Source organism: Hymenobacter crusticola, assembly GCF_002154225.1.
In the GTDB taxonomy this organism is placed as follows: Bacteria; Bacteroidota; Bacteroidia; order Cytophagales; family Hymenobacteraceae; genus Hymenobacter; species Hymenobacter crusticola.
The window spans coordinates 1-15,406 of the sequence record NZ_MTSE01000021.1; the positions used below are offsets into that span (position 1 = coordinate 1).

The following is a 15,406-nucleotide window of genomic DNA, read 5'->3' on the forward strand; positions in this document are numbered from 1 at the left end:
GCGCGACCCCCCGGGGCTGCTCGCGTTTTAGGCCCCCTACCCCAGTAATAAGCTGGTTGGATCAGTCTCTATAAATTAGCAGCTAAATCAGAAAATCGCTTTTTCCTCTGGTACTTAGTTTATCTTCAAAAAACCAGTGTGTATCAGGATAGTTTACCATAAAATACTTCCTGAAGTCCTGCCTGTAACTATCAGGACAGTAGAGTATCTGTTTGGTAGATAGCAACCTTTGTTGTTGGTATAACCCTAGAAGACAAAGCTGTTTCCCTTCCCCCGGCTATCTTATTCTGTCGTGTCTGTCAGTGAGTTTATAAAGGACACAATGGCCCGCTTTTCAGTTGGAGATAAGCCTAGCTTGTCCTCCCCTAGTGTCTGTGTGGGTACGTTTAGCCCCAAACCCAAGCCACCACCTTTGTTGTAAAAATCAATGACCTCTTCTAAACTTTGATACACGCCATTGTGCATGTAAGGAGCTGTGCGAGTGGTATTACGCACTGTAGGAGTTTTGAAGGCATATTGCTGATGCGCAATAGAATGAAGCAAATACTTTCCTTGGTCTTTGTCGAGGGTCGATTGTAATGTGTCTGTGCTAGCTGGCACCCCTAAGACTTCATACTCTACTTTGCTGTAGAGAGGAGGAACACTCCCATTAAAGAGCGGCATGTAGTGACAGGTACCACATTTAGCTTTGCCCATAAATAGATTAAAGCCACTAATTTCCGGGCCGGTCAACATCGTAGTGTCGCCGCGCATATACTGGTCGAAGCGGCTATTGAGTCGTCCTAAAGATCGAATGTAGGTAGCTAGCGCTTTACGAATATTGCGTTCGGTAAGTGGCATTAGATCATTGGTGAAAGCTTGCGTGAACATTTTTACATAGCTCTTTTTTCGGCGTAACGCACTTGTTACTTTATCAAAGTGGCCACCCATTTCCGCTTTGTTAGATACAACTTCGTGAATCTGATCTTCCAAAAACGATACACGACCATCGTAGAACTGAACCGGCTGCAGGCCAGCATTTAACAAGGTAGGAGTATTGCGCTCTAAGGCGACGCCTGGAAGCAGCGACTTATTCACTTTCAAGCCATCGGTGTAAGCACGGCTAGGTATGTGGCAACTGGCACAGGTGCGCCCGCTCTGTGCTGATAAAACAGGCTCCTGAAACAACGCTTTGCCTAAGGCTAGCACTGCTGGGGTAGCTGGCGCAGCATCGGTGGGTGCAAAGAATATGGGATCAAATGCATCAGCAGCGAAATAACTGACAGCGCTAGGGCGAATAGCACGCCTAGCTTGCACAAAAGGAATTGACTGCTCGCGTTGCACTTGCTGTAAAGCAGCTAACAAAGGATTGAAATACCGCACCAAAAAAGCGGCACGATCAAATCCATTGAAGCTAGCAACAGAGGTACCTGCTGCCTGAACAGCAGCAACGCTCCGTTGCACTTGGCGCCTATACGAGGCTGAAGGCGCGAAGTACTTCAGCACCTCCCCTGCTCCTTCGAGCGTGGTGGCGGCTTCGGGTAAGGAAGCAAATGCCACAGGTGAATCAAAGCCGGATAGGCCCTTCGTCGCTAGTCGGTACAGGTTTAGACGTACGGCATCGAATACTTCTGCATCCGAGAAGGTGAGTGACGGTGCTTGGCCTTGCAGGTAGCGAATTTGGTACAGCATATTTTCTAGCTCCTGACCGATCAAGTCGCGCGTGATACGGTCGTCGGTAGGGCCATACACGTATTCCTCTAGCACTTGGAATCCAGTGGGCGGTATTACTTGCTCCGGCTCGCTCGGTTCAGCCTCAGGCAGAGCAGCCCCGTTTAGCCGCTGGGCAGCGTTTGGATAGTAGTATTCTATGGCAAACTCTACGCGTTTATATTCGGCGCGGCAAGCCATAAAGCTGGCTTTCAAGCTGGTTGCACTAGCGCTGGCGCTAGTTTCACGAAAGTGTATTACAGCCTCTTGCAGCCGACCTAGGTGAGCTTCGTAGTAATCCTTTACTTCCTCAGATGGAGTTTTACGCAGGATAGTGAAGGAAAAAAGTAGCGCTGCCACACTCAGTGCCAAGAAACGACCTAGGGCTTGCGGACGAACTGAGTGAAAAATCATTCAAAATAAATTTTCGTATTTGGTAAGAGCGCTTCAGCTTGGCGGCGGGCTTCTGCAGTGAAAGCGTTGTTTAGCACGACAACTGTTTTAAGCTTTTTTAGCCTGCTTAAAGAGCGAGGCAGCGCTGTCAATTGATTGTCGCTCGCAATGAGCGTTTCGAGGTCAGCGAGCTTACCTAGGGTACTCGGGAGAGATTTCAACCGATTGCTCGTGAGCGTAAGCGCCTTTAACGACCGACAGCGCCCAATACTAGCAGGCAGCTGCTCTAGCAGGTTATTAGCTAAGTTCAGTTCTCGTAGCTCACTCAGTTCGCCTAGTTGAGTCGGCACATTTTCTAGCCGGTTATTATTTAGATAGGCATACTTCAGGTGCTTTAATTCTCCAAGCGAGGGTGGTAAAAACAGCAGCTGGTTGTGCGAGGTGTCAAAGTATTCGAGTTGGGCTAGGTGCCCTAGCTGCTCGGGAAGGGAGGCGAAGCTGTTCCAGGCCACAATAAGATACCTCAAACTATCTAGCTTGCCAATGCTAGGTGGCAACTCGGCTAATGCGTTTTCATTTACTTGCAATTGCCGCAATCGATGCAGATTGCCGAGCTGAGCGGGCAGATCTAGCAGGCCGTTTTTGTTGGCGAATAACTCCTGAAGGCGATCTAGTTGGGTTATCTCGTCGGGCAAATGGCGCAGGTGATTGTCCTGCACGTGCAAGCGGCGTAGCATCGGTAACTTGCCTACGGAGACAGGCAACTGCTCTAAATCCTGGAAACGGAGGTTCAACTCTAGCGTGCAGGCCGGATGGCTTAGTGCTTCAGCGACAGTGAAAGCGGCTGGATTAGCACACTGCGCTAGACAAGTGTTGCCCCGCAGTACCTGCGGGGCAACCAATACAAAGAGGAATGTTATGAGCGTAGGTAGCCTCACTTCTTAATGAATGCGCGCGTGTTTGTAATATGAGGCGTTTTGATGAGCAAGATATATTGGCCACTGCTCAATGAACCTACGGGCAGCTTTAATAGATTGGCACCTGGTTTTAAGTTGATAGACTTCTCTAGGAGCACTCGGCGCCCGATGGTACTTACCACTTGCAAAATGGCTACTTCTTGCTTGTCGCTTGGCAGTTCTAGGGTGAGTTCGTCGGCTACGGGGTTAGGATATACTTCTAGTTTGGCCGAGTTTTTTATAACCTGCGTAGCAGCAACCGTAGAACCTAGGTTTTCTTTCCGAGCAATAACGACAGTAGTAGCGCGGTTGAATACGATGGGCTGCCCAGCCGCGTCAGTGGTAGATTGGGTGTTGGTGCTGCTAGGTCCTTGGATAGAGACGAACATGAATTTCTCATCGGGCGACAAGGTCATACCCGTTGGCTCAGAACCCGCGGGAGTTGTAGCAAACAACTGCACTGCTGGAGCAGCCTGCGTATGGCAGGGCTTCACCAGCCAGATATGATTCCGCCCACCATCCTGCAATACATACAAGTTACCCTGCGAGTCGAAAGTCAAGTTATCGTTACCGGTGCTCCAAGGCTCCATCACAGTGCCTGAAGCATAAGTAATTGGGTAACTCTTATCCGTGACCCCTACTGGCTGCCCCACGAATATTTCGAAGTTGCTAACGGCAGTGGCGGCATCGTTGAAGCGATACACGCGGCCCGTACCCTTCGAGGTGAAGTAGATGCGACCATCGTGTGGCCCGATTTCTACGTCTTCAACTCCGTTGAAGCTCGTGGCACCTAGGGCGGTAGCTAGGGTTGTTGTGTTGTTGCAGTCGGTTGGTGTAGTGTTTGGTACTTGAATCCATTGGCCGGTGGTGGCAGTCCCGATTGCGCCATTCAGCTTTAGCACATACAGATTGCCGTTGGCCAATTTGCCAGAAACATCTGCAATGTATTTATAGAGGTAGCTAGTACCGCCATCATCGGCACCTTCGTATACAGTGCGACTATCAGATGCGGGCGCTACGTTTTCGTGACGCATGCGGCCCATTCGCCACAACTTATCTGGCTTGCCATCCCCATCTTGGTCTTTTACAGTGTGAGTGGCAGGATCTAGCTCAACGTTCCAGCCGAAGTCCAGGTAGCCATCGTTGTTGCTGTCTGTGGGGGCCGTGGGCGTATTTTCTTCGCACGTAATAACTGTTTTCCAAGGAGTGATACCGCCCGAACAATTATTGTACGTACCAACCACTGAGGTAAAGTCGACTGGGTTCTTGTCCGTTACGTTCCACAGCTTTGGTCCGGAGCCAAACTGTAGGTTGACTATGCTTACGCCCGAAGATGCTGTCGATGAGCCTTCGTGATTGATGGATAGGTAACCGTTGGTGCTGCTATTGTTAATAGGTACGTAGCCCGTAAAGTCGTTTGCTGCCTTTACGGTCCCATCATTTGGGTTAGAATAGGCATCGCCGGTCTGCACCAGCATTTGGTAAGTATGCGTTAATGGAATACGCAACACTTGCGTCTGAGCGCTAGGTTGTACGGAAGTAAAGTTACTCAAGTGGCTGTCGGGCAGTGTAGTACAGTCGCCAGGGTTGGTCTGGGCTTGCACGGTACTACCAACAGCGAGAGCAGACAGAAAGAGTAGGTTTTGTTTCATGAGGCTTGGTTTGGATGCGGCTGCAAGGTAGGCCAGCTATGTTTCCTCTAGTTTAAGCTAGCATTAATGCAATATGAGCTTTTGATGAAGGTAGCTCCTATATATTAGCTTGCCAACCCTTCAAACGCTCCTCGCAACCGCAGCTTTGGTTTCGCCACTTAGCGCATCAAGCCTTAAGCCGACTATGCTAGGGCTCTCAAGTCTTTTTAAAGATCTGTTTGGGAAATTTGGCAGGGTGCTTATGGCTCCCCTTTAGTTACCAATAATTGAAATTATTTTTGGTAACCATCTTTATCACAACAGGTTGCATATAAAATATCTGCTTCATATACACTGCTGTAAAGATTTATCGAATATTTTATCAAGGTACCTTGCGTCACATAGTACCTTCCACTACATTTGTATCACTACTTGGAACTAAACCCTGGCCGTTATTGCCGCCCAACCGGGGCGGCGCCCGCCGGGCCCCAACGTCATCCGAAGCAGGTAAGTCGGTCCACAAATTTTCAGACCCTAGACAACCCTCGACCGCCAGCCGGCATCTACTAGGACGTTGCACCGATGCTCTACTACTGGGCATCTCCGAATACATAGAGTGAATCCCTGCATGGGGTAACCAGCGGAACCGCGGCCGCCTGGAACAGCCCCTTATTGCCTGATTCTTTCAACGCTCCTCTCCTATTCTTATGAACTCCTTCCTTACTTTTCGCCGGGCGCTGCGGTGCCTTGGATTCCTCGTTGCGCTCTTTCCACTAGGGTTGCAGGCCCAAAACGGAGGCACAGTTTCGGGCAAGCTGCAAGATCAAAGCAACAACCAGCCGCTTCCATTTGCCAATGTGGTACTCCTGAAGACGCAGGATTCCAGCTTCGTTGCGGGTGCCCAAACGAGTGAAAATGGGGCTTTCGCTGTAGAAAAAGTCGCTACGGGTACTTACCTATTACGCGCTACAGTAGTTGGTTATCAACCGTTTAGAAAGACGGTAGCGCTTACCGCAACGGCCCCTTCGATACAACTGGGTACCTTAAGAGTAGCGCCTTCGGCTGTGCAGCTTAAAGGTGTCGTTGTACAAGGCGAGAAAGCTGCCGTTGTAGATAATCTCGATAAGAAGGTAATAAACGTTAGCAAGGATCTGAACAGCACGGGTGGTACGGCCGTGGATGTCTTGCAAAACGTACCTTCCGTATCCGTTGACCAGAGCGGGCAAGTAAGTCTGCGTGGCACACCAAACGTGACCATCTACGTGGATGGTAAGCCAGCACCTAGCACCTTCCGTCTTGATCAGCTACCTGCCAGCCGCATTGAAAATGTGGAAGTTATCACTAATCCTTCGGCGCGCTACTCGGCTGCTGGCTCGGGTGGGGTTATCAATATCACGCTAAAAAAGCAGCAGAAGGACGGCTGGAATGGGCAAGCAGTGGCTAACGTCGGTACGCAAGACAAGTACAACACCTCACTTAACCTAAACCGGAAAGCCGGAAAGCTGAACTTTTTTGGTAGCTACGACGGCAGCGACAACCGGTGGCATGGTGCGGGCGACCTGCACCAAGTGGCCACGGTAGGCAACTCTACTACGCGCACCGACCAGGACAGCCGCAACGTCAGCCACAATTCCTACCACGGTGGCCGTGTTGGACTAGATTACGATCTCACTGATAACCAAAAACTCACAGTAGCTGCCGATTTGAGTCGCAACAAGGGCTGGGAGCGGGAAAACCTTACGACACTTCTCACACGCAACAACGACGCTCCGCTTGCCCTACGCAACCTAGGCTACGATGATGAGCAACAACGGGAACTAGACCTTTCTACCGATTATCGCCGGACGTGGGCGGGCCAGAAAGGCCGCGAACTAACCGCCAACGTCACGTACGTGGACGTGGATGTGGATGTGACCGTGGGCCAACGCGTGCTGGATGGCCCAATTGAGTATCCCAAGCAAGAACGCCAGCAGAAGTATGATGTTGGCTTGAGCTTGCTGATGGGGCAAGTAGACTATGTACATCCGCTAGGTGAAAAGAGCCACCTCGACGTAGGATTAAAGACCGAAAATCTCTTTACCAACGGGGGCGTTGAGTACCTACTCCAGGATGCTGATGCGGCTACCTTCACCCGCCAAGATGCCTTCTCGTACAACTACCGGTACGAGCGCAACGTCCACGCTGGTTATGCTACCTACCAGGCAGAGGTAGGTAAGTGGAACTACCAAGGTGGCCTGCGTGCCGAATATACCAACCTGACAGGCAACGTAGTACCTAGCTTCGGCAACTTCAACCAGCACTTTCTGAACGTATTTCCGTCTGCTACGGTGGCTCGCACGTTGGCCGGCGACCAGCGCGTGCAACTTAGCTACTCACGTCGCCTCAACCGCCCCGATTTTATGCAGTTCCTGGCCCTGCCTATTTACTCAGATCAGCGCAACTACCGCATCGGCAACCCGAACATTCGGCCTGAGTACGTGAATGCCTTCGAGCTAGGTCATCAAGTTTCGCTGGGGCAAATGAGCCTAACCAGCACGCTCTTCTGGCGCCAAACAAACCAGTCGTTGCAGTCGATTCGCGAGATTGACACGGCCGCCACGCGCCTCAGCGGCCAGCCTGATTTCATCACCCGGACCTCGTACCGCAACTTTGGCCAAACCAACAACTACGGGGCAGAACTCTCTATTACGCAGCCAGTAGCTAAGTGGTGGAAAATTACGGCTAGTGGCTCTTTCTTCCGCAATGAACTCACAAGCTTTAGCGGCGACGGCCGTAACCGCGCCAACTACACAGGCACGGCTCGCTTGATGAACACGTTTAACCCAACCAAAACCCTCGATGTGCAGCTGACCAGCAACTACCGCGGCGCCGTCATCACGGCCCAGGGCCGCATGGCTTCGGTATACTCCACAGATGTGGCGTTGCGCCAGCGTTTATTCAATGACAAAGCAGCTCTTACACTACGTCTTAGCGACATCTTCAACACGAAGCGTCAGTACACTGAGTTGTACTCGGAAGGCTTGACTGCCAACTTCCATAACAAGCGGGAGACGCGCGTGGGCTACCTAGGTTTCACTTACTACTTCGGCAACAGCAAACCCGCGAAGAAAATCGAGCAAGGGCCGAAAAGCGGTGGCGGTGGCTTTGGGGGCTAATATTACTGACTTTCACATCATTGTGTGATTGACACCCTTTCACCGCAGTGCTACTTTTGCAACGTCAATCACTCAGAATACTACTGCTCACCTGTCGCTATCACTCACCTGCTTTTTGCGCCTAACGGCTTTCGAATGGCTCAGGAGGTAACCCAAAAAAAGCTGCTCGCTTTGTTAAGCTAGGTTCTTATTCTGTCAGCTCTGTTCTTCCGCTCACCACCTGTTTTTACTAGCAGTTTACGCTCTCACATGGCCATATAAAATTTCTGCAAGGTACCTTGTTTTACAAGGTATATTGATTAACAACTAGTTACTTTTTATTTCCAACCTGTTTGCTTCGGTGGTTAAATCAGTACCGCGGCTGCTTCCGCCCCGAAAGTAATTGTTGCTCCTTCTTCCTTAACCCTCTTTTTCCTTTCCAGCTATGAAAACCTCCGTTCTAAATCGCCTTCTTGTTGGTGTCATTTTGTTGCTCACCGGCTTACAACTCTCTGCCGCTACCTTCTTCAACGGCACGCTCACGGGTACCTTGCTCGACGCCGATACTCGGGAGCCCATTCCTTACGCTAATGTGGTTTTGCTGCGTGCTACCGACAACGCCTATATTCGCTCGGTAAAAACCAACGCCGATGGCTCTTTCCGTCTCGAGAAAGTACCTTTTGGTAAGTACAAGTTCACTACCACAGTGTTAGGCTATCAGCAAATGGAACCTACCATCACCTTCAACGGTCTCAAGACGCGCGTCACGTTGGGAAACATGGTCATGCAACCCGCTAACGCCCAATTGGCTAAGCAAACAGTAGCCCATCCTGCCGTTTCGAGCACAGCACTCTGCCAGCAAGCCACCTTACTCGCTGCTAACTAAATTTCAGCAGCAAGCACGAGCCGGTAGCTAGGTTACCGAACAGCCACAAGTGAATTGAGGAGCCGTCGCCTTCGGGTGGGGGCTCCTTGCTTGTTTCAATGGGTTACTCAGCGTCACAACGGGTATCAACAACTGGCTGCACCAGCGTGCCTAGGTGCAGCCGTTTTCCCATGAAATTTTTCTGGCTCTCTCGTAGTTTTCGGCTCCTGATGGCAGCACTTACAGCGCTCCTACTTTTTCTCATGACTGGCACCTTGGTACCGGTGAACCAGCAGTTCCGTCAAACGCCCGGCGGGGTTTCTATCTTTGTCGTATCCAATGGCTTCCACTCAGATGTAGTTGTGCCTTTACGCGAACCCCGCACCCAACTGGATTGGCTGCAAAAGCTAGGTCAGCCAGCTTGGGCGAGTCAGTTTGCCGGGTACAAGTTTGTTGCGTTCGGTTGGGGAAGCGAAGGATTTTTTCTGGATTCGTATGGCGGGCATTTCCCACGGCTTGGCACTACGCTGCGGGCTGCCCTGCCGGGCCGCGCGCTTATGCACGTTGGTTTTTACCCCGCCGCGCCTGCTGGGCCTCGAGTAGTACCGCTACAGATTTCAATGGCTCAGTACCAGAAACTAACGCAGCTGATTGAGCAATCTTTTCAGCCTGATTCGGTCGGCCATTTTGCATTACGCAACTCCGCTGGCTACACTGCACACGACTTCTTCTTTCGGGCAGGGGGGCGCTACCATCTCCTGCATACCTGCAACGACTGGACAAACCGAACCTTAGGTCGGGCCGGTATTCGCGCCGCGCTGAAAGCTCCCCTCGCGGCTTCTGTGCTTTATCAAGTACGAAAAGCTAGGTAATCCTCCTGTTATCGGCTAGGGCGCATGCTCCATTAGGGCTAAGTGGAAGGAACGCTATTTTAGAATTATTTCTAAGTTCCGCTAATACTTTAGCTTACCCTTGACGTGTGTGCTAATCCTCTAATTACTATACCTTCGCTATCATCATTTTAGCTCATAGAAGCGTCGGGTACTGTTTTCTGTTAATAAATCCTAAAAGCGCTAACCTGGTATTCTACTTTACCAAGTATAATTTATATTATACTGATTATGTGCGTTTTTCTCTTTTTTAGTGCCGTTTACCCCTTTATATTTGAATACTAGCAAAGCCGCGACGAAGGGCTCTACGCTCCGCCTAGTGGTCCTACTATTATGCTCGACATCCAACGCGAGATACTGCCCGACAGCTATCTTCTCATTTTAGCCCCTGATTCGACTTCGCCTGATGAAATCAAGCTAAGTCGTGCTTTGCACCGGGCTAGTCGGAGCAATAAGAAGGCGGTGTGGGTGGATTGTAGCTTGTTAGAGGCCCTTTCTGCGGATGCCATTGACTTACTGTTAGCATACGCTTTCCATTTGCGGTGCCAAAATCGGCGCTTAGTACTTTGCCACGTACCCGAACAAGTGCGTCATCACTTTCTCAATCTGGACGCGGCTTCGCAGCCTTTACTCGTGGCTTCTCTGCTCGATGCTGTGCACGAGGACGATTACGTTTATCAATACGTAAGACCATAAGTATAACGTTGCTGGTGCCACCCGCTCGTTTGCGTACCTTCGCGGCTCTGAACCGCATTGTATTCGATGAGCATTCAAAAGCCTAGCATTCCCCAAGGTACCCGCGATTTTGGTCCCGCTGTCGTCGTTCGACGCAACTATATATTTGGCATCATCCGCCGCACATTCGAGAAATTTGGGTTCGCGCCGCTCGAAACTCCTACTCTCGAAAACTTATCGGTGCTGACTGGTAAGTACGGCGAGGAAGGCGACCAACTCCTGTTCAAGGTGTTGAATTCGGGCGACTTCCTCAATAAAAAGAACGCTGCCGTAACCACTGAGGACCTAGCTGCCGGCTCGAAATCAGTGTTGCCCAAGATTGCCGAAAAGGGTCTGCGCTACGACCTGACGGTGCCTTTTGCCCGTTACGTGGTAATGCACCGGAACGAAATTACGTTTCCCTTCAAACGCTACCAGATTCAGCCCGTATGGCGCGCTGATCGCCCTCAGCGTGGCCGCTACCGCGAGTTCTACCAGTGCGACGCCGACGTAGTGGGCACCAACTCACTGTTGTGCGAGGCAGAAATTGTGCTGATGATGAGCGAGGTACTCAACACTCTAGGCCTGACGGAGCACACCATTAAGATCAACCACCGCGGTGTGCTCGGAGCTATTTACCAAGCCCTAGGTGGTGAGGGTACGGAAGTAGATTTGTTCACGGCCATCGATAAGCTCGATAAGATTGGCCGCGAGGGCGTAGAAAAAGAGCTAGCCGAACGCGGATTTTCCGCCATGGCCATTGATACACTTTTTGCCCTGCTTGGCGTAGGTGGCGGCTTTGCCGAGAAGCTAGAGCGCTTACTCGCCGCCTTCGTAACAGCCGGCGTAACGCCCGACAACGAGGATGGCTACCGTGGCTTGCAAGACTTGCAACGCGTGTACGAGTTCCTGCAGGAATTTAGGTTTGACAACTTCCAAAACCTGGATTTCGACGTAACCCTGGCCCGCGGCCTGAGCTACTACACGGGCTGCATCTTTGAGGTAAAGATCAACAACGTGAACATGGGCAGCGTATCAGGCGGGGGGCGCTACGATAACCTAACGGGTGCTTTCGGGCTACCAGGCGTGTCAGGCGTGGGATTCTCTTTCGGCGTCGACCGGCTTTATGACTGCCTAGAGGAGCTAGCACTTTTTCCGCACAATGCGGCCGTGACAACGCAGTGCTTACTTGCCAACTTCGACGCGGAGTCAGAGCGGGCGGCCCTACCCATCTTGCGTCAGTTGCGCCAGTCAGGCATCTCGGCCGAGCTGTACCCAGAAAGCAGTAAGCTGAAGAAGCAGTTTCAGTACGCCGACCAAAAGGGCATCCCGTATCTGTTGCTGCTTGGCTCCGAAGAGCGCGCCGTCGGCAAGGGCAAGCTCCGCGATATGCGCACTGGCGAAGAGCAGTTGCTCGAACTTAGCCAAGTGGTGGCGACCCTTATTGGCGAGTAAGCGCCGACGCTACTTCCTTTTACTATGCTGAGCTCATGACTGATTTTGCCCTCGACCCAACAACTCACCTTGACCTTACCACGCTTGATGCGCTGCTAACGGATCAACGGCGCGTAGTACTCAGCCCCGCAGCGCAGCAGCAGCTGGCAGCGGGGGCAGCCCATGCTCGTACCCAGGTGACTGGCGCTAGTCAAGCTTCTGCTAATCAGCTGCTAGGCTATGCGTGCGGCATGGGGGACGAAGTACCGACTGAGTTGGTCCGCCTCATGCTGCTGCTCAAGGCGCAAAGCTTGAGTTACGGTCGTAGCGGCGCACAAGTGGCTACGGTGCAGCGCCTGCTAGACTTTTACAACCGCGAAATACTACCGGTCGTGTACCAGCAGGGCTCGCTCGGCGCTGGCGACCAGGTTCCCTTGGCGCACTTGAGCTTACCACTGCTTGGCTTGGGAGAAGCTAATTTTCAGGGCTACCGGCTACAGACGGCCGATGTCATGCACTTATTTAGCTGGACCCCAGTGGAGCTAGCCCCCGGCGAGGACCTAGCTTTACTAACGGGTACACAATTTATGCTCGCGTATGGGGTTCATACGGTGTTGCGCGCCCAACGCTTGGCCCAAGCAGCAGATGTAATAGGTGCCTTGTCCTATCATGTGGTTGGGGGCGACTTGGAGCCGTTCGATGCACGGGTGCACAGCTTACGACCGCACGCGGGGCAGACGTTGGTCGCGGAGCGCTTTCGCAGCCTGTTGGCTACCGATAAACCAGCCCAACAACCTAGCTTCACCGAGCCGCTGCCCTACTCCTTCCGCTGCTTGCCGCAGGTGCACGGAGCCTCCCGCGACGCGCTGCGCTACGTAGCCCAAGTATTGGAAACGGAGTGTAACTCCGTCACCAACGACCTAGCTACTTTCCCGGCCGAGGAAGCTAGCTTCTCGAGTGGCAACTTCCACGGCCAGCCGCTGGCATTAGCCCTCGATTTTATGGCGGTGGCGGTGGCTGAGCTAGGCAGCATTTCCGAGCGCCGTAGTGCGCAGTTGCTACGTAGGCCGCTTGACGCGTCTGGCGGGGCCACATCACCGGCTCTACTGGTGCCGCAGCACACTGCTGCCAGTCTTGTGAGTCACAATAAACAACTTTGTTCGCCGGCCTCCCTAGATAACACCGGTACAGGTAACGTGGCAGACCACGTGAGCATGGGGGCCAATGCGGCTACCAAAGCACGGCGCGTGCTCGAGAATGCCGAGCAAGTGCTAGCCATTGAGCTGTACACGGCAGCCCGGGTGCTTTCCTTGCAAAGCGCGGCGCCCCTACCTCCAATGCTGCAGCAGCTTGTTACGGCGCTAGCGGAAAAAGTCGACCTAGCGTCATCGGCTGCGCCTTCTCTGGCGCTGCAAGCCACGGCTACGTTTGTGCGCGCCTATGCGTGGCAGTAGCGCCACCTACCAGGTTGCAGCACGGTCAGCCTACCTACTGGCAATTGTTCGTTGACTTTACACGTTGTACCCTTCGTGAACTACCGTTTTCTGCTCCTGTTCTGGCTTGTTGGGCTAGGTTTTACTACCAACCTATTTGCGCAAACACCCGTCGATTCGTGCACCCGCACCACCTCTGCGAACCAGCCGCCAGCGGCTTTTGAAGCCTATGACGTCGCAACTGGGCGGCGGCTCGATGCTTTCTGCCAGGGCCAATTCGTGCGGTTTGCCCCAAATCCGACCCGCAACTTACCCGCCACGGTCGTTGTGCTGTATGATACCACCCGGTGCAGTAATCCAGCCGGCAGCGTATTCACTATTACAAGCCGTCCGGGACGCGTAAGCGTGTACGAGAATGCTCAGAACTCCGATCCTACGGCACCTAGCGGTACATTGTATGTCCGGCGTTACGCGGTGTATGGCACGCCAAAACCTGTCGTTACGGCTCGTCCCTGCTCGGCAGGAATTGTGGAGGTGACTATTGCTGCTCCCAATAGTCCTGGCCCGAAGTACAACCACTACGCCATTCGCATTGGCAACGGCCCGCTTGTTTCCAACGTGCAGCCGGGCACAGCCTCCTATCCGATTCCAACGGGCGGACCTACAACGGTGACGGTAACGGGCAGCTACGATGCCGTGCAATGCACCGGCTCAGAAACAGTTACGTTTACGCCACTGCCCGCTCCGCAAACACCCGCCATTCAGCGCATAGCAGCACGTAGTGGCAGCCTTGACTTTCAATTTGCAGCACTACAGCCAGAATTTCGCTACGAGCTACAAATAGCGAGTGGCAGCGCCTACACTACCCTAGCCACGCTCCCGACCAGTTCCGGCCCGACCTTTACTTTACCAAGCGCTCCGTTATCGGGCCGCTACCGCCTGCGGCTAATCAGTCCGTGCCAGATCAGCACGCTCGATTATCCTTCGGCACCGGTAGCTACTACCACGCTGCGCGCTGTTTCTGTCAGCGGCCGTAATGTGCTACAATGGAGCTTCCTCGACTCGGCCAGCGTAAGTAGCTACGAAATCACGCGCGACGGCGCGCGGCTGGCCGTAGTGAGCGGCCCAAGCCGGTACATAGACACGCTAGTGAGTTGCGGTACGACGTACCAATACCGTGTCACGGCCACGCGGGGTGCCGTCACTTCCGCGTCCGACCTAGCCTCGGTGCAAACCATTTCCACCCTCGCGCCTCCGACGCCGCGTTTAGTAGCTAGCTTCAATCTACGCAATCAAGTAGAACTGACTGCTACTACGCCGCGCACCCCAACCAGTGGCCAACTCACCTTCACGCGTGATGGCCAAAACATAGCTACCACCGCCGTTCGTACCTTGCGCGACTCCACGCTGGCGCCCGGCGCCGGAGCGTGCTACACGGTGCGTCTACTGGATGTGTGCGGCAACCGCTCGGCTGATAGCCCCCCGGCCTGCCCGCCCCTTCTGACGGCCCAGGCCGCCGATCCGCTTGGCAGTTCGGCCTCACTGACGTGGTCGGCACTGCGTGGCCCCGATCCCGCCGCGCCAGTTAATTACCGCCTCCTCACCCTCGCTGCCGATGGTACGGTGCTAGCGAGTCGGGCCGTGAGTGGTAGCACGGAACTAGACCAGCAGCCGGCCAGTAATCGGCAGGTACTTCGCTACCGCCTCGAGGCCAGCGGAGGTGGCTTACCAGCGGGCACCGTGAGTTACTCTAATATTGCGACGGTAGCCCGCCGCATCAGCATAGTTCTTCCGACGGCCTTCAGCCCCAACGGTGACGGCCTAAACGACGTGCTAGAAGTGAAAGGGCGCTACCTAGACAAATTCAAGTTCGTAGTAGTCGACCGCAACGGTCAGGAAGTGTTTCGCGGCACCGACCGCACCCAAACCTGGGACGGGCGGGTGCGTAACAACCCGCCCGTGCCCGGAGCCTACGCCTGGCGTTTCGAAGCTACCGATGAAACCGGCCAAGTCATAGTCCAGAACGGCACCATTACCATCGTACGCTAAGCTTCACGCCACACGGTAAGAGAGAGTTAGCAGCATGGTAGCGAGAGAAGTCTGTTGCCGGTATATAGCTAGTGCGAACAGGTTCATTTGGGCAGGAGCCTTACTGATTCGTTTACTGCTGAGCACCTAGGTGCGGCTCCGGCGCTTATCCTAGATATACCACTGCGCAATGCCTGCATCCCTTTTGGGAAATTGGTATCTTTCGTAAAAATCCTGTG

At 53.2% G+C, this 15,406-nt stretch carries 10 protein-coding genes; 7 read left to right on the forward strand and 3 right to left on the reverse strand.

Annotated elements, in window-relative coordinates; all coding sequences use genetic code 11:
* Window positions 1-282: 282 nt before the first annotated feature.
* The 3 genes from BXP70_RS23530 to BXP70_RS23540 all read right to left on the reverse strand — a co-directional run bounded on the left by BXP70_RS23530 (window position 283) and on the right by BXP70_RS23540 (window position 4,690).
* Window positions 283-2,103 carry a cytochrome c peroxidase gene (locus BXP70_RS23530; protein WP_086596579.1) on the reverse strand — a complete coding sequence of 607 codons (1,821 nt, stop codon included), beginning with the start codon at window positions 2,101-2,103 and terminating at the stop codon, window positions 283-285.
* Window positions 2,100-2,819, reverse strand: a complete 720-nt coding sequence (locus BXP70_RS23535) for a leucine-rich repeat domain-containing protein (protein WP_218779848.1) — start codon at window positions 2,817-2,819, stop codon at window positions 2,100-2,102. The genes BXP70_RS23530 and BXP70_RS23535 overlap by 4 nt, the downstream gene beginning before the upstream one ends.
* A gap of 197 nt (window positions 2,820-3,016) precedes the next feature.
* On the reverse strand, window positions 3,017-4,690 hold the full coding sequence (locus BXP70_RS23540) for an alkaline phosphatase PhoX (protein WP_086596581.1): 1,674 nt from the start codon (window positions 4,688-4,690) through the stop codon (window positions 3,017-3,019).
* A gap of 686 nt (window positions 4,691-5,376) precedes the next feature.
* Between BXP70_RS23540 and BXP70_RS23545 the strand changes: the two genes are divergently transcribed.
* From BXP70_RS23545 to BXP70_RS23575, 7 genes are all read left to right on the forward strand, one after another.
* Window positions 5,377-7,824 (forward strand): TonB-dependent receptor domain-containing protein, encoded by a 2,448-nt coding sequence (locus tag BXP70_RS23545; protein ID WP_086596582.1) that lies wholly within the window; start codon window positions 5,377-5,379, stop codon window positions 7,822-7,824.
* 424 nt (window positions 7,825-8,248) lie between these two features.
* Window positions 8,249-8,689: a carboxypeptidase regulatory-like domain-containing protein gene (locus tag BXP70_RS23550; RefSeq protein WP_086596583.1), complete on the forward strand. Its 441-nt coding sequence runs from the start codon at window positions 8,249-8,251 to the stop codon at window positions 8,687-8,689.
* 242 nt (window positions 8,690-8,931) lie between these two features.
* Complete coding sequence (locus BXP70_RS23555) at window positions 8,932-9,540, forward strand: DUF2459 domain-containing protein (RefSeq protein ID WP_179197799.1); 609 nt, start codon at window positions 8,932-8,934, stop codon at window positions 9,538-9,540.
* A gap of 351 nt (window positions 9,541-9,891) precedes the next feature.
* Window positions 9,892-10,254 carry an STAS domain-containing protein gene (locus BXP70_RS23560; RefSeq protein WP_086596585.1) on the forward strand — a complete coding sequence of 121 codons (363 nt, stop codon included), beginning with the start codon at window positions 9,892-9,894 and terminating at the stop codon, window positions 10,252-10,254.
* Window positions 10,255-10,320: 66 nt separating this feature from the next.
* Complete coding sequence (hisS, locus tag BXP70_RS23565) at window positions 10,321-11,727, forward strand: histidine--tRNA ligase (RefSeq protein WP_086596586.1); 1,407 nt, start codon at window positions 10,321-10,323, stop codon at window positions 11,725-11,727.
* A gap of 35 nt (window positions 11,728-11,762) precedes the next feature.
* Window positions 11,763-13,160, forward strand: coding sequence for an HAL/PAL/TAL family ammonia-lyase (locus tag BXP70_RS23570; protein WP_086596587.1), 1,398 nt, complete (start codon window positions 11,763-11,765; stop codon window positions 13,158-13,160).
* Between the two features lie 75 nt (window positions 13,161-13,235).
* A complete protein-coding gene (locus tag BXP70_RS23575; protein ID WP_179197800.1) occupies window positions 13,236-15,188 on the forward strand; it encodes a T9SS type B sorting domain-containing protein in 1,953 nt (650 codons plus the stop codon).
* The last annotated feature ends 218 nt before the right edge of the window (window positions 15,189-15,406 follow it).